At 53.1% G+C, this 21,289-nt stretch carries 18 protein-coding genes; 14 read left to right on the forward strand and 4 right to left on the reverse strand.

Annotated features, from left to right (window positions below):
- Positions 1–29: 29 nt before the first annotated feature.
- From GK091_RS16450 to GK091_RS16470, 5 genes are all read left to right on the forward strand, one after another.
- Positions 30–632: a TetR/AcrR family transcriptional regulator gene (locus tag GK091_RS16450; protein WP_164040358.1), complete on the forward strand. Its 603-nt coding sequence runs from the start codon at positions 30–32 to the stop codon at positions 630–632.
- 74 nt (positions 633–706) lie between these two features.
- Positions 707–1,561, forward strand: coding sequence for a pirin family protein (locus tag GK091_RS16455; RefSeq protein ID WP_164040360.1), 855 nt, complete (start codon positions 707–709; stop codon positions 1,559–1,561).
- 39 nt (positions 1,562–1,600) lie between these two features.
- A complete protein-coding gene (locus GK091_RS16460) occupies positions 1,601–2,134 on the forward strand; it encodes a YceI family protein (protein ID WP_164040363.1) in 534 nt (177 codons plus the stop codon).
- Between the two features lie 12 nt (positions 2,135–2,146).
- A complete protein-coding gene (locus tag GK091_RS16465; protein ID WP_164040365.1) occupies positions 2,147–2,851 on the forward strand; it encodes a DsbA family oxidoreductase in 705 nt (234 codons plus the stop codon).
- A 48-nt stretch (positions 2,852–2,899) separates the two neighbouring features.
- On the forward strand, positions 2,900–3,532 hold the full coding sequence (locus GK091_RS16470) for an NAD(P)H-dependent oxidoreductase (RefSeq protein WP_317166310.1): 633 nt from the start codon (positions 2,900–2,902) through the stop codon (positions 3,530–3,532).
- 113 nt (positions 3,533–3,645) lie between these two features.
- Here the strand turns inward: GK091_RS16470 and GK091_RS16475 are convergent, their stop codons facing one another.
- Positions 3,646–6,114, reverse strand: a complete 2,469-nt coding sequence (locus GK091_RS16475) for a glycoside hydrolase family 95 protein (RefSeq protein WP_164040367.1) — start codon at positions 6,112–6,114, stop codon at positions 3,646–3,648.
- Between the two features lie 55 nt (positions 6,115–6,169).
- On the reverse strand, positions 6,170–6,349 hold the full coding sequence (locus GK091_RS29435; RefSeq protein WP_164040369.1) for a hypothetical protein: 180 nt from the start codon (positions 6,347–6,349) through the stop codon (positions 6,170–6,172).
- Positions 6,350–6,451: 102 nt separating this feature from the next.
- Here GK091_RS29435 and GK091_RS16485 point away from each other — a divergent pair, with 102 nt between their 5' ends.
- Genes GK091_RS16485 through GK091_RS16495 form a run of 3 tightly spaced genes read left to right on the forward strand, consistent with a single transcriptional unit; the run spans position 6,452 to position 9,716 of the window.
- Positions 6,452–7,966 carry a DUF1593 domain-containing protein gene (locus GK091_RS16485; RefSeq protein ID WP_164040371.1) on the forward strand — a complete coding sequence of 505 codons (1,515 nt, stop codon included), beginning with the start codon at positions 6,452–6,454 and terminating at the stop codon, positions 7,964–7,966.
- A 47-nt stretch (positions 7,967–8,013) separates the two neighbouring features.
- Positions 8,014–9,048, forward strand: a complete 1,035-nt coding sequence (locus tag GK091_RS16490) for a LacI family DNA-binding transcriptional regulator (RefSeq protein ID WP_164040373.1) — start codon at positions 8,014–8,016, stop codon at positions 9,046–9,048.
- A 53-nt stretch (positions 9,049–9,101) separates the two neighbouring features.
- Entirely contained in the window at positions 9,102–9,716 is a 615-nt protein-coding gene (locus tag GK091_RS16495) for a trimeric intracellular cation channel family protein (RefSeq protein ID WP_164040377.1), read from the forward strand.
- A 20-nt stretch (positions 9,717–9,736) separates the two neighbouring features.
- Here the strand turns inward: GK091_RS16495 and GK091_RS16500 are convergent, their stop codons facing one another.
- Entirely contained in the window at positions 9,737–10,201 is a 465-nt protein-coding gene (locus tag GK091_RS16500; RefSeq protein ID WP_164040380.1) for an Lrp/AsnC family transcriptional regulator, read from the reverse strand.
- A gap of 224 nt (positions 10,202–10,425) precedes the next feature.
- Here GK091_RS16500 and GK091_RS16505 point away from each other — a divergent pair, with 224 nt between their 5' ends.
- Positions 10,426–11,388 (forward strand): NAD-dependent epimerase/dehydratase family protein, encoded by a 963-nt coding sequence (locus GK091_RS16505; protein ID WP_164040382.1) that lies wholly within the window; start codon positions 10,426–10,428, stop codon positions 11,386–11,388.
- A gap of 5 nt (positions 11,389–11,393) precedes the next feature.
- Positions 11,394–12,599: a glycine C-acetyltransferase gene (gene kbl / locus GK091_RS16510; protein ID WP_164040384.1), complete on the forward strand. Its 1,206-nt coding sequence runs from the start codon at positions 11,394–11,396 to the stop codon at positions 12,597–12,599.
- Positions 12,600–12,756: 157 nt separating this feature from the next.
- Here kbl and GK091_RS16515 read toward each other — a convergent pair whose 3' ends face one another.
- On the reverse strand, positions 12,757–13,773 hold the full coding sequence (locus tag GK091_RS16515; RefSeq protein ID WP_164040386.1) for a LacI family DNA-binding transcriptional regulator: 1,017 nt from the start codon (positions 13,771–13,773) through the stop codon (positions 12,757–12,759).
- Positions 13,774–14,020: 247 nt separating this feature from the next.
- Here GK091_RS16515 and GK091_RS16520 point away from each other — a divergent pair, with 247 nt between their 5' ends.
- From GK091_RS16520 to GK091_RS16535, 4 genes are all read left to right on the forward strand, one after another.
- A complete protein-coding gene (locus GK091_RS16520) occupies positions 14,021–15,394 on the forward strand; it encodes a Gfo/Idh/MocA family protein (RefSeq protein ID WP_164040388.1) in 1,374 nt (457 codons plus the stop codon).
- Positions 15,395–15,493: 99 nt separating this feature from the next.
- Complete coding sequence (locus GK091_RS16525; RefSeq protein ID WP_164040390.1) at positions 15,494–18,427, forward strand: SusC/RagA family TonB-linked outer membrane protein; 2,934 nt, start codon at positions 15,494–15,496, stop codon at positions 18,425–18,427.
- Between the two features lie 11 nt (positions 18,428–18,438).
- Positions 18,439–19,890 (forward strand): RagB/SusD family nutrient uptake outer membrane protein, encoded by a 1,452-nt coding sequence (locus tag GK091_RS16530; RefSeq protein ID WP_164040392.1) that lies wholly within the window; start codon positions 18,439–18,441, stop codon positions 19,888–19,890.
- A gap of 63 nt (positions 19,891–19,953) precedes the next feature.
- A complete protein-coding gene (locus GK091_RS16535; protein ID WP_164040393.1) occupies positions 19,954–21,258 on the forward strand; it encodes a DUF3472 domain-containing protein in 1,305 nt (434 codons plus the stop codon).
- Positions 21,259–21,289 lie beyond the last annotated feature (31 nt).

Here is a 21,289-nt window from a genome sequence, read left to right on the forward strand (position 1 = left end):
CAGTGTTATAAAACAGAACACACCCCAACATGGGAATTCTTGAGCGTCGGTTACGGCAGAAAGTAGAAGTAAAAACCAGCATCTTACAGGCAGCGTGGCAACTGGTTCTGGAGGAAGGCTGGCAGGCGCTTTCGATCCGTAAGATTGCCGATGCCATCGAGTATAGCGTCCCCGTGATCTACAGTCACTTCGAAAACAAAGACGCTATTCTGACGGAGTTTACCAAAGAAGGGTTCCGTCTTTTGACCGAAGAAGTACGTCGGCAACGTGATACCCGGCAGGATGCCAGTCAGCAACTGGAAGCCATTGCGCAGGGTTACTGGGACTTTGCCTTTGCCAATAAGGAGTTTTACCAGCTTATGTTTGGGCTTGGTATACCCCGTTGCGAAGAGGTTAGTCAGGTTTCTGAAATGCAGCAGTTTTCGGACGTGCTGATCTCGGTCATTCAGGAAGCGATCCGAACCAGCCGACACCCCGACGTTGATTCGTTTCTGAAGTTTCACACCTACTGGTCTATCCTGCACGGATTGGTTTCCATTCAGATGATCGACCAAAAGGCAGGCGCCAACCCCTGGAGCAAACTGGTATTGCAGGACGCCATCAGTGGGTTCATTAAGTCGATAAACGGCTAATTTTTTTGACTTTTCCCTAACAGTGTTAGGATTTATACCATCGATAGAACACTAAGACTTTTCTCAACAGTACCATGTTACACGTAACAAGAATCCATAAGGCAGACTACGCACCAATCAGTGATCTGGTCACGTACCGGGCCCTTCCTACGGCGAATGTCAGTATGATCGATCCCTTTCTGTTCCTGAACCATCACGGTCCTCAGGTATACGAACCAAACAACCACGGCCTTCCGTTCGGCCCCCATCCACACCGGGGGATGGAAACGGTGACGTTTATCCTCGACGGCGATATTTCACACAAAGACAGCGGTGGTCACGAAAGCGTTATCACGGCGGGCGGTGTCCAGTGGATGACGGCTGGACGGGGGCTGATTCATGCCGAAACGTCTTCCGATGCGTTCCAGAAAAATGGCGGTAAGCTGGAAATTCTACAATTGTGGCTAAACCTGCCCGCCCGGCTGAAAATGACACCCCCCTTTTACAAAGGGCTACAACGCGAAGAAATTCCAAGTGTGACGCTGGACGGGGGCAACGTTACCGTCAACCTCATTGCGGGCGACTGGGATGGACAAAAAGCGGCTTTCAACTCCGAAACCGGCGTTCATCTGAATACCATCTACGCCAAGGCGGGTGGCCGTTTAACCGTCACGATTCCGCAGGATCACCACATTTTCTTCTACGTCATCAAGGGTAATCTAACGGCGAATGGAACCAAGGTCGATGCGCTGAAACTGGCCGAGTTCAATCAAGATGGCGATACGTTGACGATCACCGCCGATACCGACAGTATTCTGCTGCTGGGCCACGCGAAACCGCTGGACGAACCCGTCGTTGCGCAAGGTCCTTTCGTAATGAATACCCAACAGGAAATCCAGGAAGCCTACGCCGATTATCGGCAGGGCAAATTCGGCACCTGGACTCACTAATCCATTTTTAGTTTATCAATTCAATCAATTTCCGCAATCATGGCAACCACAAAATGGGTCGTTGACCCAATGCACTCCGAAGTACAGTTTAAAATCAAGCACCTGGTTATCTCGACCGTGACGGGCACATTCCGTCAGTTTGAAGGCGGTGCAACAACCGAGCATGACGATTTCGACGGGGCCGAAGTTCACTTTTCACTGGACGTAGCCAGTGTCGATACCAATCAGGAAATGCGGGATACGCACTTGAAGTCGGCTGAGTTTTTCGAGGCAGATACCTATCCGACGATCACGTTCAAATCGACTTCGTTCAAGAAGATAGACGATGATGAATACACGCTGACGGGCGATTTGACCATGAAGGGCATCACCAAACCCGTGTCGCTTAAAGCCGAATACGGTGGAACGGCCAAGGACGGATACGGCAATCAGAAACTTGGTTTTGAAGTAACCGGAAAGATCAACCGCAAAGAATTTGGCCTCACCTACAACGCGCTGACCGAAACGGGTGGCCTTGCCTTGGGCGAAGACATTAAGCTGATCGCGAATATCCAGTTGTCACAGGCAGCCTAACTTCTGAACAAGATGGACGTAGAAATCTGGAGCGATGTCATGTGCCCGTTCTGTTACATCGGTAAACGGAAATTTGAGCACGCCCTTGACCAATTTGCGCATAAAGCGCAGGTGAACGTTGTCTGGAAAAGCTTTCAGCTGAATCCGGACATGAAAACGGAGCCGGGCAAAACCATCAATCAGTATCTGGCCGACATAAAAGGCTGGAGTCTGGACGAAGCCAAACGCATGAACGACCGCGTGACGGCAATGGCGAGTGAAGTGGGGCTGACCTACGACTTCGATAAAGCGGTTGTCGCGAATTCGTGGGATGCTCACCGGCTCATCCAGCTGGCGAAACAGCATAATCTGGGCGATGCCGTCGAAGAACGACTGTTTCGGGCCTACTTTACCGAGGGTCGCGACACATCCGATCAAGCCACGCTACTTGAACTGGGCACAGAAATTGGCATTCCCACTACGGATATCGAACAGATGCTGCAAAGCAATCAGTTTGCCGAGGCCGTTGCGCATGACATCGACGAAGCGCAGCAGGTCGGGGCGCGGGGCGTTCCGTTCTTCGTGCTGAACCGTCAGTATGCCGTTTCGGGTGCTCAACAGCCCGAGACATTCTTAGGTGCGCTTGAAACGGCCTGGTCGGCATGGGAAAAAGCCAACCCAGTCGTAACCCAGCCGTCAACCGACGGACCCGCCTGTACCCCCGGCGAAGCCTGTTAACGAGCCTCTTTCAATACCTTATCAATCCCCATTTACAGACATACAACCGTGGAATTACTCGATGCAATGAACTGGCGGTACGCTGCAAAAAAAATGAATGGTCAGATCGTACCGACCGAAAAAGTAGATACCATTCTGGAATCAATCCGGTTATCGGCTTCATCAGTAGGCTTGCAGCCGTACGACGTAATCCTGATCAGCAATCACGAGCTAAAAGGTAAAATTCACGAGCTAGCCTGTCCACAGCCGCAAATCGTCGAAGGCTCACACCTGCTGGTTTTTGCCTACTGGACAAACGTAGACGCGGCCAAGATCGACACCTATATGCAGCTGATTGCCGATACGCGCCATGTTTCCGTCGAATCGCTGACGCCCTTTGCTGATTCAGTTAAAGGTGGTCTTCTGAGCAAAACACCTGAGGATCTGGCCGTATGGGCATCTCGTCAGGCGTATATTGGCCTGGGATCAGCCTTGATCGCGGCAGCCACCGAACACGTTGACGCTACGCCAATAGAAGGGTTCAACGCAGATGCTCTCGACAAAATTCTGGATTTACCCGCCAAAGGGTTGCGCAGTGTAGCCCTTATGGCGCTGGGTTACCGGGACGAGGAAAAAGATTTTCTGTCAAAAGCACCCAAAGTACGCCGTTCCAGAAACGATTTTTTTACCGAGCTGGCGTAACTTATCTCACCATCGGGGTGGGCGTTGCTCTTTCTACTACCTCAAGGATGCTCGCTAAACGGTAGTTGATACGCCGTATCTTGAAGATACGGCGTATCAACTACCGTTTAGTTTTACTTCATCGTAAGCGTGTAACTTTTACCGGGTTGGGTTGCAAAATCATAGACGGGACCCATAAACGGCTTCCGCATGATAAGCTGAGCTTGGGGCGACACAATCGGATCTTTGATAGTCAGTGTCTGAAAGAACGGGTTCGAATTTGCGGCCCCATTGAGTATTGTCGCAAATCCGGTCGTCCGTAACTCGTTCGGAACGCGAATCCGGCAGTTGCCCCCCAACGTAGACTTAATCGTCACTTTCGCTACTTTTCCATCTTTCCATTCCAGCGATACGATCTCAAAACCACCGCGCGCCCGAAGGCCGCTGATGCTCCCGTTCTTCCAGCGATCGGGCAAGGCCGGCAGCAGGTGAATGGCTTCGTCGTGGCTTTGCATCAGCATTTCGGCAATACCCGCCGTGCAGCCAAAATTACCATCGATCTGAAAAGGCGGATGCGCATCGAATAAATTGGTATATGTCCCTCCGCCCTGTTGGGTGCCTACCGGCGACAACTGGTTCGTGATCAGCTTGTAAGCCCGATTTCCATCCAGCAGTCGCGCCCACCAGTTGACCTTCCAGCCCATCGACCAGCCCGTCGAAACGTCGCCCCGCTGCTCCAGGGTATTGCGCGCGGCTGTGAACAGTTGCGGAGTCCGATAAGCGGACAATTGAGCCGATGGGTACAAGCCGTAGAGGTGCGAAATGTGCCGGTGTTTGTCGTCGGGACTGTCCAGGTCGTCGATCCATTCCTGCAACTGGCCGTGCTTACCAACCTGCATCGGAGGCAGCTGCGCCAGCTTACTCTGCACCAGTTTAACAAAATCAGCATCGGTATTCAGCAATTTAGCAGCCCGGATAACGCTGGTGAAACAATCGAACACGATCTGATTGTCCATGGTCACGCCCGCGTCGATCGAGGTATTCGGACGGGTAGACGGCGCATTTTCGGGCGACATACCGGGGCAGACCACCAGATAATGATGATTGGGGTCTTCGACCAGATAGTCCACGAAAAATTCAGCCGCCCCTTTCATGGCCGGATACACCGATTTGAGGTAATTTTTATCGCCTGAGTAAAGGTATTTCTCCCACAGATGCTGGCTCAGCCACCCCCCGCCCATCGGCCACATCGAGTAATAAATCGCGTCGACGGGTCCCGTGATTCGCCAGAGATCGGTATTGTGATGCGCGACCCAGCCTTTGGCTCCATACATGACACGCGCTGTCTCGCGACCTGTCTGCGCTAGCTCGTTTATCATCTGCACCAATGGCTCATGCATCTCGGTCAGGTTGGTAACCTCAGCTGGCCAGTAGTTCATCTCAGTGTTGATATTGATCGTGTATTTGCTATCCCAGGGCGGGTCCATCCGATCGTTCCAAAGGCCCTGCAACGTTCCCGGCTGCCCCAGAACGCCGTTTCGACCCGGTTGCGATGCCGAAATCAGCAGATACCGCCCAAACTGAAAATACAACGACACCAGCTGCGGGTCATCTCCCGATGCAAACTGTTGAATGCGTTCATCGGTTGGCAGTTCGGCGGCTTTGGTCGAACCCAGATTCAATTTAACGCGCTTGAAGTAACGTTGATAAGCGGCAACATGATCGGTCAGAATCGTCGAAAAGGGTCGTTTCGTAGCCCGGCTCAGGTAATTATCGGTTAATACCTGTGGGTTGGCGGTGAGGGTTTTGTAATCGACAACATTGGTCGCCATCGAGACATAAAGCGTAGCCGCATTCGCTTCACTTACCAATACTGACGTATCGGTTTTGGTCGTCTTTCCTCCCTCCGCGATAACCCGCACGTGAGCATTGAAGCGTACCTGCCCTTTCACCCCTTCGTGATCGCTCGTCGTACCGGTTAACACTAGTTTGTCGTCGCCTTCAACGGTTCGCTGGCTTCGTTGCAGACTCGTGAGGAACCCCGAAAACGATACCTTTCCGGGCTTGCTGGCCGTCAGCCGCACAACGATCACCTGATCAGGTACGGACGCAATCACCTGCCGCGTGTAGCGCACACCATCGACCGTATACTGCGTTGTGGCGATCGCTTTCTCGATGTCCAGATCGCGGTAATACGCCGTGTAGGTCTGGTGATTCGGGAAATCCAGCAGCAGGTTGCCGACGGGCTGGTATTTCATCCCGTTGTTGGTCTTCGATTGAATGTTCGCTTCGGCCAGTTTTTGCGCTTCAGCCTGTTTACCCTCGAAAATAAGCTTCCGAATCGCTGGTAAAGCGGCCAGCGCATCTGGGTTATCATTTCGGTTCGGTCCACCCGACCAGACCGTTGCTTCGTTCAGTTTGATAATTTCCTGACCGGGATTGCCGTAGACCATTGCCCCCAGTCGGCCATTACCAACCGGCAGGGCATTTGTCCAGACCGTCCCAGCGGGTTGTTTGTACCAAAGTTTTAGGGGCGTCGGTTGTTGAGCGAACACCGAACAGGAAAGGTAAAGAAAGCAAAACAGGAGTCGAAAATTGGTCATAATACGTAGTCAAAAAATGGACTGGCTACATTGATGAGCACAGAACCCGCTATTCTTACTCTTTCCCGCCCGATTTTATTCGTCGGTGTTTGTTGATTGTGTAGAGACGCAATCCCTTGCGTCTCATCCGCGTCAGCAATACCATCCGCGTCAGCAACACCATCCGCGTCAGCAACACCATCCGCGTCAGCAACACCATCCGCGTCAGCAACACCATCCGGACAGAAGACCGCACCGGCGGTGATGCGGCATTCCGACCGGCAAGGGATTGCGTCTCTACCGGGCTTTGGCTACTTTTAAACCTGCTAAACGAACCCTTATCTAAGCCACATAACAAATGCGTTCAAAAGGCTTGCTTCCGCTTCTGTGCCTTAGCCTCCTATGGCTGACGGGAGCGTCAGCCACCGCTCAGACAACAGCCGCCAAACCCCGTACCATCATCACCACCGATGGTGAAGTAGACGATGTCGATACCTTCATCCGGATGTTGCTGTACAGCAATGAGTTCGACATTGTGGGGCTGGTTTACAGCAGTTCGCAGTGGCACTACAAAGGTGACGGCAAAGGAACAAAATTCACGTCAGAGGTGCCGAATACGGCCAAACGCTACGGCGAGCGAACCGAGCTGCGCTGGCCCGGCACAACCTGGATGGAAGCGTACATCGATAAATACGCGATGGTGTATCCCAATCTGATCAAGCACGCGAAAGGCTATCCGACTCCTCAACATCTTCGGAGCCTCGTTCAGATTGGCAATATCGACTTTGAAGGGGAGATGGACCAGGACACCAAAGGCTCGGACCTTATCAAGCAAATTCTGCTGGACGAGAACAAAAGCCCGGTTTACCTGCAAATCTGGGGCGGAACAAACACGGTTGCCCGCGCACTGAAATCGATTGAAGATCAGTACAAACATACACCGACCTGGTCAGCGATCGCCAAGAAAGTATCCGATAAAGCCATCATCTACGCCGTACTCGATCAGGACGCTACGTACCAGAAATACGTTGCCCCGCACTGGCCGCACATCAAGGTGCTTTATAACTCGGATCAGTTCTGGAGTTTCGCCTATTTATGGCCCAAGGTCGTTCCTGCCGAACTACAGCCGTATCTGGGCGGAAAATGGTTCGCTGAGCACATCAAATCCGGACATGGACCACTGCTGAGTTCGTATTATCTCTGGGGCGATGGCCAGAAACTCCCCGGCGATCCCGAACACACCCACGGCGATATGGCCGAAGCTAAAAAATACGATCGCAATCAATATGATTTCATTTCGGAAGGCGATTCCCCCGCCTATTTCTACCTGATCGATGTAGGACTACGGAGCATGGAGGACATTTCGTACGGTGGCTGGGGTGGTCGTATGGTGCAGTCAAAAACAAATCCCTACCGCTGGGAAGATGGCCAACAGGTGACTGATTACGATCCGTACACGAAGAAGAACGAAACAGCTTATCCGCAAACCCGCTGGATTCCGGCCCTGCAAAACGATTTTGCCGCCCGCGCCGACTGGTGCGTAAAACCATTTAGCGAAGCCAATCACCCGCCGGTCGTGACGCTCAACCACGCCCGCAATGTGTCAGTAAAACCAGGTCAGCGCATCTCGCTCAATGGCGCAGCCTCCGATCCGGATCAGGACAAGCTCAACTACCGCTGGTGGCAGTACAAAGAGGCTGGCACGTATGCGGGGCAGGTAGCTATCGACCATTCCGATCAGCCTAAGGCATCCGTCACAATACCAACGGACGCATCCAAAGGCACCACCATTCATTTGATTCTGGAAGTTAGCGACGCCAAAACACCCAGCCTGACCCGTTACCAACGCGTTATTGCTACAGTTGCCGACTGACTTACGTTTCTGGTACTTTCCGTCAACAATTAGATTCTTTCCCCGTTGTGAAAAATACGCCCGTTACGATCAAAGACATTGCCCGGTCGCTGAACATTTCCATATCTACCGTTTCGCGCGCGCTACGGGGAATGCCCGAAATTCATCCCGATACGCGACAGGCGGTAACGAAACTGGCCGAAGAACTGGATTACCAGCCCAATCAGTTAGCCAAAAATCTGGCCAAGAGCCGAACTCGAACCATTGGGGTCATTGTGCCTAACCTGAGTTACTATTTTTTCTCGGCGATGCTCAACAGCATTGAAGAGTCCGCGCTTCAGGCTGGCTACAGTGTGCTCGTTTGTCAGACGAACGAATCCTATTTACGGGAAATCACCAACATTCAGAACCTGATGCGGAGCCAGGTCGAAGGCTTCATCATATCACTCTCGCGCGATACGGACAACTACGAGCACGTTGAGCGGCTGGCCCGTAAAAACATACCACTGGTTCTGATCGACCGGTATGCCGAAACCATCGACGCATCCAAAGTGATCGTTGACAACAAATTAGCCGCGTTCAAGGCCACGGAACATCTGATCGAGAACGGCTGTCGACGCATTGGTTTTCTGGCCGGTCCTACTCAACTGTTGCTCAGCAACCAACGGGTGGCTGGCTACCGCGAAGCCTTGGCTAACCACGGTCTGGGCGTCGGCGATCAGTACGTGGTTCACTGCGACTACACGCAGGAAAATACTATCATGCAAACGCTGACACTGATGAGTTTGCCACAGCCGCCCGATGGTGTGGTTATGATCAGCGACCGGGTGGCTTACCCGGCCATGTACGCGATGAGCCAGAAAGGGCTTCGTATTCCGCAGGACGTAGCGGTTGTTAGTTTCAACAATGAGCCGGTTTCTGCGTTTTTCTCGCCAGCCCTCAGCAGCGTCAGTCAGCCGATCCAGGAGATGGGCACCGAAGCGGTCCGCCTGTTACTCAAGCAGTTGGATTCGACCAGCGATACGCCCGTACCCAAGGAAACGAAAATTATGGACACACAACTCATCGTGCGGGCATCGTCGTTTCGATCACCGGCTCATTAGGGCCGGATACGAATCGAACGTACTTTTGGCGCTTATAGCGACCTGTTTTAGAAATGAGCATTTGGTATCTAACTGATTTAGTGGGGACAAGCGTATTTGCCATATCCGGTGCATTGTCGGCCTTGAGCAAAAAGATGTACCACGATCTGTTCAGCATCTTTTTCATTAGCTTTCTAACGGCCATCGGTGGCGGCACGGTACGCGACGTTATTATGGGCGCACACCCCATCGCCTGGATACGTGACCCCAACTACCTGATTGTCATTATCGGCAGCGTCGGTGTTGCCGTGCTATGCCGGCGGTGGCTGCAAGGTGTCTTACGTCGGCCGTTGCTCGTTTTTGATACGGTAGGCATTGGTATTTACACCATTTTAGGGATGCAGAAAGCGCTTAGTTTTGGTGTCAATACGTGGGCGTCCATGTTGCTTGGCGTCATTTCAGCCTTGTTCGGGGGCGTCATCCGCGACACACTCGTCAACGATCTACCACTCATCTTCGACCGGCAACTTTACGCGACACCCTGCCTAGCGGGAGCCGTACTTTATCAGATTGGCCTGATACTGGCCCTTGATCCGAACCTGAACTTCATCCTATCGGCGAGTGCCATCACCCTGATTCGGCTGGTTGCTATTCGCAGGGGCTGGTCACTACCCCGCATCAATAGCTGATCAGGCGACCACCCAGCAGCTCAGGGAATGTAATGGCCCAGGTTGTGCTTGATTTCCTTCAGCACAAACGTACTGTTGAGAACGCCGATATTCTCGATCTGGGAAAGTTTGTACTTGACAAAATCGTGGTATTGGTCAAGACTGCCAACGTGTATCTTAAGCAAAAAATCTACCTGACCGGCCATGTGGTAGCATTCCTGCACTTCTTCCAGTTTCTGAACTTCCTCCTCGAACTTGTCAATGAACGCTTTATCGTGATAGCGCATTGACACCTGACAGAACGTGGTAATGGGTTGGCCGAGCAGACTTTTATCCAGTACGGCGATGTATTGTTTGATAAATCCGGTTCCTTCCAGCCGTTTAATGCGCTCGTAAACCGGCGAGAGGGTCAGGCCAAGTTGGGCCGCAAGTTCCTTCGTTGTCAGCTTCGCATCCTTCTGCAACAACCGCAATAATTTCTTGTCGATATCATCCAGTGCTTCCATGCCGAAAAATTTTCTATGAATCGGATTCTCCGTCCACTACCAATCGGTTTTTTATCTACTAATTAACTTTAAAACAACAATATTAACTGTTTACGGCGTTAATTATCCATTTATTATCTACTATTCTACCTTTGTACCATAAATACGAAACCAGTTTCTACCCATTCGTAAAGCAGCTGGTTAAATAGTATTCCATTCGTTTTGACAGTTTCACCTGAGTACTTATGAAACGCGAAACCATTTTAGTCATCGGCGCAAACGGGCAGATCGGCACGGCCCTGCTCCCTCAGTTACAGAACCGGTATGGTGTCAACAACGTAGTGGCGGCAGACTTGCGAAAGCCACTAACCGATCAGGGCCTTTTCGAAGTATTGGACGCGACCAAACCGGATGCGCTAACCGACGTTATCCGTCGGCATCGGGTTACGCAGATCTACCATCTCGCAGCAATTCTGTCGGCAAAAGGCGAAAGTGACCCGCTCTGGGCGTGGAATTTGAACATGCAGACGGTACTCAACGTATTGGAAGTGGCCCGGCTGCATAACATCAAAAAAATCTTTGTTCCCAGCTCCATTGCGGCCTTCGGCGAACACGCCCCCAAATACGATACCCCGCAAACGGCCTTTCTGGACCCGGCAACGGTCTACGGCATCAGCAAAGTAGCCGCCGAAAACTGGTCGCTCTATTACCACAAACGGTACGGGCTCGATGTCCGCTCACTCCGTTATCCGGGGGTGATCAGCTACCAATCCATGCCAGGTGGCGGCACGACAGACTACGCGGTCGCTATCTTTCACGAAGCAGTTCAGGGCCATTCGTTCGACTGTTTTCTGGCCGAAGACACGCTGCTGCCCATGATCTACATGGACGACGCCCTACGCGCAACGCTGGAACTCATGGAAGCGCCCGAATCGAAAATCAGCGTGCGGACATCCTACAATCTGGCGGGGATGAGCTTTACGCCTGCGGAACTGACGGCGTCTATTCAGGCTTATTTCCCGAATTTTGTAACACACTACAAGCCGGACTTCCGGCAGGGCATTGCGGATTCGTGGCCTAAAACCATCGACGATTCCGTTGCCCGGACCGATTGGGGGTGGCAACCCGCCTTCGATCTGCCCCGAATGACCAAGGAAATGATTGCTAACCTGACTACGGTCTATCAACCGCTCGTCTCAGTCCGCTAAATACTATGTACGGAACGATCAAAGAACAACTTCAGCAGGAGCTTACAGCCATTAAAGACGCTGGTCTGTATAAGACGGAGCGCATCATTGTGTCGCCCCAGTCGTCGGTCATTGCCATTCACGATGGCCGGGAAGTCTTGAATTTCTGCGCCAACAACTACCTGGGTTTATCCTCGCATCCCGATGTGATCGACGCGGCACACCAGACACTGGACAGTCACGGCTTCGGTATGTCGTCGGTGCGGTTTATCTGCGGAACGCAGGACATTCATAAAGAACTGGAACGTCGTACGGCGGAGTTCGTCGGGGCCGAAGATTGCATTCTCTACGCAGCCGCTTTCGACGCCAATGGGGGCGTATTCGAACCGCTGCTGGGTGATGAAGACGCCATTATTTCGGACGAACTGAACCACGCATCCATCATTGACGGTATTCGACTGTGCAAAGCGAAACGGTTTCGCTATAAACACAACGACATGGCCGATCTGGAAGCCCAGTTACAGGCGGCCTCGTCAAGCCGCCGGACGCTGATTGTCACCGATGGCGTGTTCTCGATGGACGGGACGATTGCCCAATTGGACAAAATCTGTGATCTGGCCGATCAGTACGGTGCCATGGTGATGGTCGACGAGTGCCACGCCAGCGGTTTCATGGGCAAGACAGGTCGGGGAACGCCAGAGTTCCGGAACGTGCTGGGTCGCATTGACATCATTACCGGCACTTACGGCAAAGCGCTTGGTGGTGCGTCGGGTGGGTTTACGGCGGCTCGGAAAGAGATTGTCGACTTGCTGCGCCAACGGTCACGCCCGTACCTGTTTTCCAATACGTTAGCCCCATCGATTGTGGGCGCGTCGCTCAAGGTGCTGGACATTTTGGAAGGTTCGACCGCCTTACGCGACAAGCTGGAATCGAATACTCGCTATTTCCGGGAAGCGATGACAGCCGCCGGATTCGATATTCTGCCTGGTGAGCACCCCATCGTGCCAATCATGCTCTACGATGCGCCGTTAGCGCAGGAATTTGCCGCCCGGCTCCTCCAGGAAGGCATCTACGTCATTGGGTTCTTCTACCCGGTAGTACCAACCGGGAAAGCCCGGATTCGGGTACAGATTTCGGCGGGTCACGAACCGGAGCATCTACAAAAAGCCGTAGCAGCGTTTACCAAAGTAGGGCAGGAACTGGGCGTTATCAGCGTCGGTCAACCAGCCTGAACGGAACGCGAACGGTCGGCTGCTGCAACCCGCGTTACGTTAGAAAGTAGAAATGTGATCCGCCAACGGGCAATGTGGTCAGGTTTTCAGTGAGAATGGGAGACGAATACATACGCCGTATCTTGGAGATACGGCGTATGTATTCGTCTCCCATTCCCTATTTCTCCCGGATAACGAGTTCAGGTTCGAGCATGATCTGCTGAAAACTGATGGTATCTCCTTCGATTTTAGGATCGGTGATGGAAAGTAATATCTCAGCGGCTTTGAGTCCGATCTGGTACGGATGCTGCTCGACCGATGCCAACGGTGGATGTTCCAGATACGTGTTGAGCGGCAGATTGGCGAAACTCACGAATGAGATGTCTTCGTTTATGCGCAGTCCATGTTTCCGACAGACCTGCATGGCGTCCAGGGCCACATAGTCGTTAAAGGCCAGCACGGCATCAGGCCGATGAGCTGAGGTTAGCAACTGCGTCATTTTCTGTTTGATATCCTCGGTAGTCAGGTCGACCCGTTTAATCAGGGCATTTTCGACCGGCAGGTGGTCTTCCAGCAGGGCCGTGATATAGCCCCGGTACCGATCTTCGCTGGCAACCAGCGGATGGGGTCCGTTCAAGAGGGCGATTCGCCGGAACCCCTGACGAGCCAGCCATTTCGTGGCCTCGTACGCTCCTTTTTCAATATCGCAACCAACCTGGTGAGCCTCGATCTTCGGCGGAATACGGTCGAACAACACAACCGGAATGCCCCGATCAATCAAGTCCTGAATGTGCTGAAACTCCTGCGACTCTTTCGCTACCGACAGCATGATACCATCGACCCGATTAGATGCCAGGACAGCCAGGATTTGCTTTTCCCGTTCATACCGGTCGTGCGACTGATACAGCGCCACAGTGTACTGATGACGAAAGGCCAGCTCTTCCACGCCATTGACAACCTCCGAAAAAAAGTTCTCCCTGATTTCGGGCAGCACCATCGCCAATACCCCCGTTTTACCAATTCGCAGATTACGGGCCGTCGTGCTGGGAAAATACTTTAGCTGGCCGGCAAGCGCATGAACGGCGTCACGGGTTTTCTGGCTGATCCGAGGGCTGTCCTGAAGGGCTCGGGAAACCGTAGACGGTGAAATATTCAACTGTCGGGCAATTTCCTTGATTGTAATTGCTTCTTTCATCAGATGGGTTAATCGCTTCTACAAAATAGCCATTTATCCGCCGAAAACGAAAATTCCTTCTGTTTTAGACAAACGTTTGCACCTACCCTGACAAACGTTTGCGCATCCGTCCGGCCCGTTTTTGTGGCGGCCCAGGCCCTTGCCTCTCTAGCGAATAGCGCACCAGACAGCTAATTTTCCTAAACCTTTCGGCACTTGATAGTGCCCCAACAGACCGCTCATCCTTTTTCATAAATCGCTATTTCGCATGACAACCACTCGTCGATCGTTTCTGCGGACCGCTGCCCTGAGCAGTGCGGCCGTCCCCCTGATTCCGTCTTTATTTACGTCCGCGATGGCTGGAGATCAGCCGCCCGCGCTCTCGAAAGTACGATTGGGATTTATTGGCATTGGCGCGCGGGGGCGTAATCATCTTCAGCAGGCGCTTTTCCGCGAAGACGTAGAGGTAACGGCGATCTGCGACATTGACCCGAAAGCGATTGCTCGAGCCAATGCGATGATTGAAAAAGCGGGCCGCAAAACACCAGTAGCTTATTCGACTGGCGATGAAGCCTTTCTGCAATTGCTCAAACGCGACGACATCGATGGCGTTGTCATTGCAACGCCCTGGGAGTGGCATACGCCAATGGCCGTAGCTACCATGAAGGCGGGCAAATATGCTGGTCTGGAAGTATCGGCGACCGTTACCCTCAAAGAATCCTGGGATCTGGTCAACACCTACGAAAAAACCGGAGCGCACTGTATGCTGCTCGAAAACGTATGCTACCGGCGCGACGTCATGGCGATTCTCAACATGGTGCGTCAGGGTATGTTCGGGGAGATGACTTATGCCCATTGTGGGTATGAGCACGATCTGCGGAATATCAAGTTCAACGATGGTCAGTCGATCGGGGGCGTTGGCGCTGAATTTGGTGCGAAAGGTTTCTCGGAAGCGCACTGGCGGACGCAACATTCGGTCGATCGGAACGGCGACCTCTACCCTACCCACGGTCTGGGGCCCGTTGCTCACTGGCTGAACATCAACCGGGGCAATCGATTCACGCACCTGACTTCAACGGCGACTAAATCGCGGGGGCTGCATAAATACATCGTGGACAAGGGCGGTGCCGATCACCCGAATGCGAAAGTCAATTTCAAACTAGGCGACGTGGTCACGACGGTAGTCGAGTGCGCCAACGGCGAAAATATTGTCATCATCCACGACACCAACTCCCCCCGCCCCTACTCGCTGGGCTTCCGGGCGCAGGGTACGCAGGGCATCTGGATGGACGACGGCGACACGATCTACCTGGAAGGGGTGAGTCCAAAACCGCACCAGTGGGAGTCGTTTACGCCTTACCAGGAAAAATACGATCATCCGCTCTGGAAACAGCACGCCCAAACGGCGCAGAACGCGGGCCACGGCGGCATCGACTTCTTCGTGCTTCGCGGATTCATCGAGTCGATCAAAAATCAGGTAGCCCCGCCAATCGACGTATACGATGCAGCGGCATGGAGCGCGATCAGCCCATTATCTGAACAGAGCATTGCGGGTGGCAGCAAACCCATGGAAATTCCGGATTTCACGCGGGGTAAGTGGAAAACCAACAAGCCTATTTTCGGCCTCAACGAGGTGTATTGATTACCCGCTTTTGTGATGCGTACGGTTGTAGTCGAGGACCCGACCGTACGCACGTTCTCCCCTTCGTATTCTTGTCTATCTTCTTTTAATCCGTTTGCTATGTACAACTTTTTCGTAAAAGCAATGCTGTTGCTGCTCTTCGTCAGCAGTAGCGGATATGCCCAGCAGGCCACCTTTACCGGCACCGTTCGCGACGATACGGGCCAGCCTTTGCCGGGCGCAACTATTGTGGTGCGCGGCACAACGCAGGGAACCACCACCAATGCGCAGGGTACGTTTACCGTACGCGCTACGCCGACCGATGTGCTGGAGATCAGCTCGATTGGTTTTCAGGGGACTACGCTTACCGTTGGCAATCAATCGAGCGCCAACATTGACCTGAAAAAATCGGATACGACGCTGGATGAAGTCGTTGTTCTGGGGTACACATCGACCCGGCAGAAAACCCTGACCGGCGCGGCACAGGCCGTATCGGCGAAGGAGCTGAAAGATGTGACGGCCAACAACGTCGGGCAGTTGTTGCAGGGAAAAGCCGCCGGGGTATTCGTCGGTAATAGCTCCGGCGATCCGCGGGTTCCACCCAAGGTGCTGATTCGGGGTATCGGTACGCTCACGGCCAGTTCCAATCCGTTGTATGTCGTTGATGGGGTCATTGGCGGCATTCCTAACCCCAGCGATATTGAATCGATCACGGTGTTAAAAGATGCATCGGCAACGGCGCTGTACGGGGCACGGGCCTCGAACGGGGTAATTGTAGTGACAACACGGCGGGGTACGTCGGGTAAAACACAGGTTACGGCTCGCCTGAACAAGGGCGTTGGCTACCTGAGTCTTGGTAATTTCCGCCTGCTGAACGGTACTCAGTTGTACGATCTGCAAAAACAGGTGTTTCAGCGCGACCGACCGACGGCCAACGTCAACGACTATCTGCCGACGCCGGAGAAAAATGCCAATACTAACTGGTTCGACAAAGCATTTCGCCCGGCAAGCAATACACTTGCTGAGCTGAGTGCATCGGGCGGCAACGACAAAACCCGTTTTTTCCTGAGCGGTAACTACTACCAGGAAGACGGTATTCTGAAAGAAACGGGGCTGGATCGCTTCGGACTGCGGCTCAATTTCAGCCATTCTATCAGCGAGAAATTCCGCGTCAGCCTGAACAGTGCCGGGACGTATACGCGTGGTTACGATAATAGCGGTGGTTCGCTGTATGGTGCCTACACGTACCTTCCCTACGATGACCCTTACCTCAATGGTCAGCCGTATAATCCGATAACGGGTGCCAAAACGTGGTACGGACGCGACAATACCAACTTTATTTACAACCAGCAATACGGCACGTTTAAGGAAAATACGCTGGCGGGCGATGTACTGCTGAAGGGCGAATATGATCTGTTCCCGTGGCTCACCCTGACCACCACCAACCGCGCCCAGTCGTCCATTTATGCCAGTGAAACCACGCAGGATTTGCGGGGCAACAGCGCAGCGGACGTTTTCGGGCGGCTCACAAACTACACCGACCGCAGTTATACATTGCTCACCTCCAATCTACTCCGTTTTCGGCACAGCTTCGGTGAAGGCCATAGCCTCGACGGACTGGCGGGTTATGAGTACCAGACGTATTACTATCAGTCGATGGGCGCAACCGGCAAGGGTATTTTTTCGGGGCTCAACATTCTTGATGCGACTTCACAAGCTGAAAGCATAAACGGCACAAAAACTGACAACGCGTTCTCATCGTATCTGTTCCAGGCTAATTACGGCTATAAGGAGAAGTACCTCGTCACGACTTCCTTCCGGCGGGATGGTTCCTCGAAATTTGGCAGTAACCGCAAATACGGCAATTTTTATGCGGTCGGCCTGACGTGGGTAGCCTCGAACGAAGCGTTTCTGCGGAGCAACGCAACGCTGAACAACCTTAAGTTCCGGCTAAGCTATGGTACCACCGGGAACGCCGACGGCATCAATGATTATGCCTCTCAGGGCTTATACAACCTCACTGGTCAGTACGCCGGTATTCCGTCCGCCTATCCAACCCGCATCGAGAATCCAAACCTGTCGTGGGAGGTATCGAATAATGCGAACGTCGGCGTTGACGCTACGTTATGGGGTCGCTTATCGGTTACGGTCGATCTCTATAATCGCCTGACCAACAACCTCCTGTTCAACCGACCCTTGCAGGCTACCAGCGGTTATGCATCGATTACGGAGAACGTAGGAGCTGTGTTGAACCGGGGCCTTGAAGTCGTGCTGTCGGCGGATATTTTGCAGAATACGGCCCTGAAATGGCGGGCTGAACTGAACGCGGGCATGAACCGAAACCGGGTTACAGCCCTATATGGCGACCGGACGTTTGTCGCCAACAGCATGCGTCCGTTCGCACTCGATCAGCCGCTGAACAGCTGGTACATGCGTCGCTGGAGCGGGGTCGATCCGCAGACGGGCGCTCCACTCTGGGAGAAGGTAAATGCGGACGGAACGACGACCACAACGGGTAATTACAACGATGCCACGATCCAGTTTATCGGCAGCAACGCCAACCCAAAACTGTTCGGCGGCATCCGGCAGGTGCTGAACTGGAAGGGACTGGAACTGAATGCATTCTTTACGTACTCGACGGGCGCCACCCTGTACAACGGTGACCGGAATCTGTTCGACAACGACGGTGCCTATGACCGCTATAACCTGATGGCGCTGCAAAGCGGCTGGACTCGCTGGGAGAAACCGGGCGACATAGCCACGCATCCGAAATACGTCATCGGCGGCAACAACAACGCCCAGCGGCCCTCGTCGCGGTTTCTCGAAAATGGCAGTTACCTGCGCCTGCGCAATGTCAGCCTGAGCTACGATATTCCTGCCGCTTTGGTCAAGAAAGCAAAACTTGCCGGTGTCCGGCTAACGGCTTCGGGCGATAACCTGTTCACGATCACGAAATTTTCGGGCATCGACCCCGACGTATCGGAAACGGGCGAAGTCGGCACGAAATACCCGTTCAGCAAGAAGTTTGTTTTTGGCGTTCAACTCAGCTTTTAATTCTTACGATCATGACACCTCTATTTTCACGTTTCATGCTGCTGGGTTGCGTGCTGCTGGCTTCGGCTTGTAGCATCGACAAAACAGCCTATAATGGGCTCTCCGAGGAAGTTGTTCTGCAAAATGCGCAGGGACTCCGGGCGGCTACCGATGGCAATTACACCTTCCTGAAAGATTCCGATTATACCCGCAACCTGTTCATCATGAACGAGTATCCGGGCGACAATCTGACGCTGAGCGGGACGACGACCGATCCGTTGTTTTTGACCTACACCTACCGCCATACGTCGGATCAGGGGAACGCCCTCCAGATCTACCGGAAAGGCTATCAGGTGATTGTGGGCTGCAATAAAGTGATCGGGGCCATCAAAGAAGGCACGTCGAAAGAACTGGATCAACTGCTTGGTGAGAACCTGTTTCTACGGGCGATGGTCCATTTCGATCTGGTCCGGCTGTTTGGCCGCCCTTACAACCAGAGCCCGGAAACGAACATGGGTATTATCATCAAAACCGATACCAAAGCCGACGACGATGCCAGCCGGGCCACGGTGAAAGACGTGTACACCTTCGTGGTCAACGACCTGGTCAAATCCGCCAAGCTCATGACGAGCGTTCGCACGAATAGCTACGCCAGTGCAGCGTCGGCCAATGCTCTGCTGTCGCGTATTTCGCTGTACATGAACGACAATGCCAACGCCATTAATTACGCCAATATGGTCATTGCGGATGGTCGGTACACGCTCGCGACATCAACTCAGGTTCCTGATTTTTACACGATCGAGAACGAGCAGAACCGAGAAATTATCCTCGCCATCAAGCATACATTGAAAGACGACCGGGGCTTTAATGCTATTGGTTCGATGTATTATACCTCACCGGGTGGTGTGGGCTGGGGCGAAGTGTATGCATCGCAGGCGTATCAGGACCTGGTCAATAAATACCCCAATGACCAGCGCCGGGTTTTTCTGGTCCGCAAGCTGACGGCGCAGGGCGCGCAGGAGAAGCGGAATGGTATCGACAAGGTGTACATCACCAAATTCTCGAATCAGGGCGGCATCCCAACGTTGAGTTCACCGGTGCTGCTGCGTCTGTCGGAAATGTACCTGAACCGCGCCGAAGCCTACGCCAAAACCGGCGAAACGGCCAAAGCCATTGATGATGTCAATCTGATTCGTAAGCGGGCGGGTCTAAGCGGAACCGATCTCTACTCGACAACGGACCTCAAAGGCTTATCGAGCGTACTGGACGTAGTTTTGCAGGAGCGCCGGTTGGAGTTGGCTTTCGAAGGCCACCGCCCTTACGATCTGTACCGGAATAACCGGAGTCTAGTTCGCAACTATCCCGGCTACCACAATACAGCTACCGGTCAGCAGACCGTTACCCCTGATGATAAGCAACTCGTTCACCTGATTCCGGAAGCCGAGATTACGATAAACCGGAATCTAAAACAGAATCCATTGTAAGTCCTTCGGGCGGGTTGTGGCTTGATCGCGACCTGCCCGAACTCGATCTAAACCTGATTATTCATGCGTTTCGGTTTTTTCCCGCTCCTGTATGTCTGTGCGCTATCACTAACGGCTAGTCATCTAACCAAGCCAACGGTAGCAACGCAAGCCTTTTCGTTATCAACCGCCACGGATACGACACGCACGATTGCCCTCGCGGGAAACGCGTTCATTACGAAGCCTGTTCCCGGCGGAACGGAAGTGATCACGAAGCAGGGTTTGAAAAAATGGACTGATCCGGAGAGCGTTACCAGTGTCTATTTTCGCGTGGGAACAGCCGGTAAACTAACCGTTTCCCTTCGGGCGAAAGTGACTTCGGGCAGTAGCAGGATCAAGGTCACGATCAATGACAAACCGTTTATAATTAACTTAACCAGCGCCGACAAACAGCCCGTTCCGGTTGGTTCGGTCACGATTCGCAGACCGGGATACATTAAGGTCGATTTGCAGGGCATCAGCAAAACCGGTGATTCCTTCGGCGACGTGTCGGATCTACTAATAGCTAGCTCCGTTGCCGACGTTGTTTTCGCCACGGACCCGGCCAATTATTACTGGTCGCGACGAGGGCCTTCCGTTCACCTGAAATATACCCCGCCCAGCGGCACGAATGTCGAGTGGTTCTATAATGAACTAACGGTTCCGCCCGGCGAAGACAAAATCGGCTCCTACTACATGGCGAACGGATTTACGGGTGGTTACTTCGGCATTCAGGTCAACAGTCCCACCGAACGGCGGGTATTGTTCTCGGTCTGGGACCCTTCGGATGGCAAAACGACGCTGGTCCGGAAGGGGGCGAACGTCACTGACAATGGATTTGATGGCGAAGGCACAGGCGGACAAAGCTATTTGCGCTACAACTGGCAGGCAGGAACGAGCTATAAATTTCTGACGCAGGGCAAACCCGATGGGTCCGGCAACACGCTTTTCTCATCCTGGTTCTACGCGCCGGAAGTGGGCCACTGGCAATTTATGGCAACCTGGAAAAAACCCAATACATCGACCTACCTGACTGGTCTGTACTCCTTTCTGGAAAACTTCATCGACAACGTTGGGTACACCGAACGCAAAGCCTTCTACACCAATCAATGGGTTCGGAGCTCGGCGGGAGCGTGGACGGAACTGACAACGGCAACTTTTACCGGTGACGCAACCGCTAAAAACCGGCAACGGCTGGATTATGCCGGTGGTGTCGAGCAAGGCCAGTTCTTTTTGCGGAATGGAGGCTTTTTTGCGCAACCCGTTCCCCTGAACACCCCCTTTAACCGATCGGCAACGGGCCAGCCACCGGCTATCGACCTGAACAAATTGCCCGAGGTTCAGCCCTGACATTCCCTAAACTAGCCGTAAGCTGGCAAAC

The organism is Spirosoma agri (genome assembly GCF_010747415.1).
In the GTDB taxonomy this organism is placed as follows: Bacteria; Bacteroidota; Bacteroidia; order Cytophagales; family Spirosomataceae; genus Spirosoma; species Spirosoma agri.

Coding starts and splice junctions, on each gene's coding strand:
- GK091_RS16450 (WP_164040358.1), top strand. CDS start 30: ATGGGAATTCTTGAGCGTCGGTTACGGCAGAAAGTAGAAGTAAAAACC.
- GK091_RS16455 (WP_164040360.1), top strand. CDS start 707: ATGTTACACGTAACAAGAATCCATAAGGCAGACTACGCACCAATCAGT.
- GK091_RS16460 (WP_164040363.1), top strand. CDS start 1,601: ATGGCAACCACAAAATGGGTCGTTGACCCAATGCACTCCGAAGTACAG.
- GK091_RS16465 (WP_164040365.1), top strand. CDS start 2,147: ATGGACGTAGAAATCTGGAGCGATGTCATGTGCCCGTTCTGTTACATC.
- GK091_RS16475 (WP_164040367.1), bottom strand. CDS start 6,114: ATGACCAATTTTCGACTCCTGTTTTGCTTTCTTTACCTTTCCTGTTCG.
- GK091_RS16485 (WP_164040371.1), top strand. CDS start 6,452: ATGCGTTCAAAAGGCTTGCTTCCGCTTCTGTGCCTTAGCCTCCTATGG.
- GK091_RS16495 (WP_164040377.1), top strand. CDS start 9,102: ATGAGCATTTGGTATCTAACTGATTTAGTGGGGACAAGCGTATTTGCC.
- GK091_RS16500 (WP_164040380.1), bottom strand. CDS start 10,201: ATGGAAGCACTGGATGATATCGACAAGAAATTATTGCGGTTGTTGCAG.
- GK091_RS16505 (WP_164040382.1), top strand. CDS start 10,426: ATGAAACGCGAAACCATTTTAGTCATCGGCGCAAACGGGCAGATCGGC.
- kbl (WP_164040384.1), top strand. CDS start 11,394: ATGTACGGAACGATCAAAGAACAACTTCAGCAGGAGCTTACAGCCATT.
- GK091_RS16515 (WP_164040386.1), bottom strand. CDS start 13,773: ATGAAAGAAGCAATTACAATCAAGGAAATTGCCCGACAGTTGAATATT.
- GK091_RS16520 (WP_164040388.1), top strand. CDS start 14,021: ATGACAACCACTCGTCGATCGTTTCTGCGGACCGCTGCCCTGAGCAGT.
- GK091_RS16525 (WP_164040390.1), top strand. CDS start 15,494: ATGTACAACTTTTTCGTAAAAGCAATGCTGTTGCTGCTCTTCGTCAGC.
- GK091_RS16530 (WP_164040392.1), top strand. CDS start 18,439: ATGACACCTCTATTTTCACGTTTCATGCTGCTGGGTTGCGTGCTGCTG.
- GK091_RS16535 (WP_164040393.1), top strand. CDS start 19,954: ATGCGTTTCGGTTTTTTCCCGCTCCTGTATGTCTGTGCGCTATCACTA.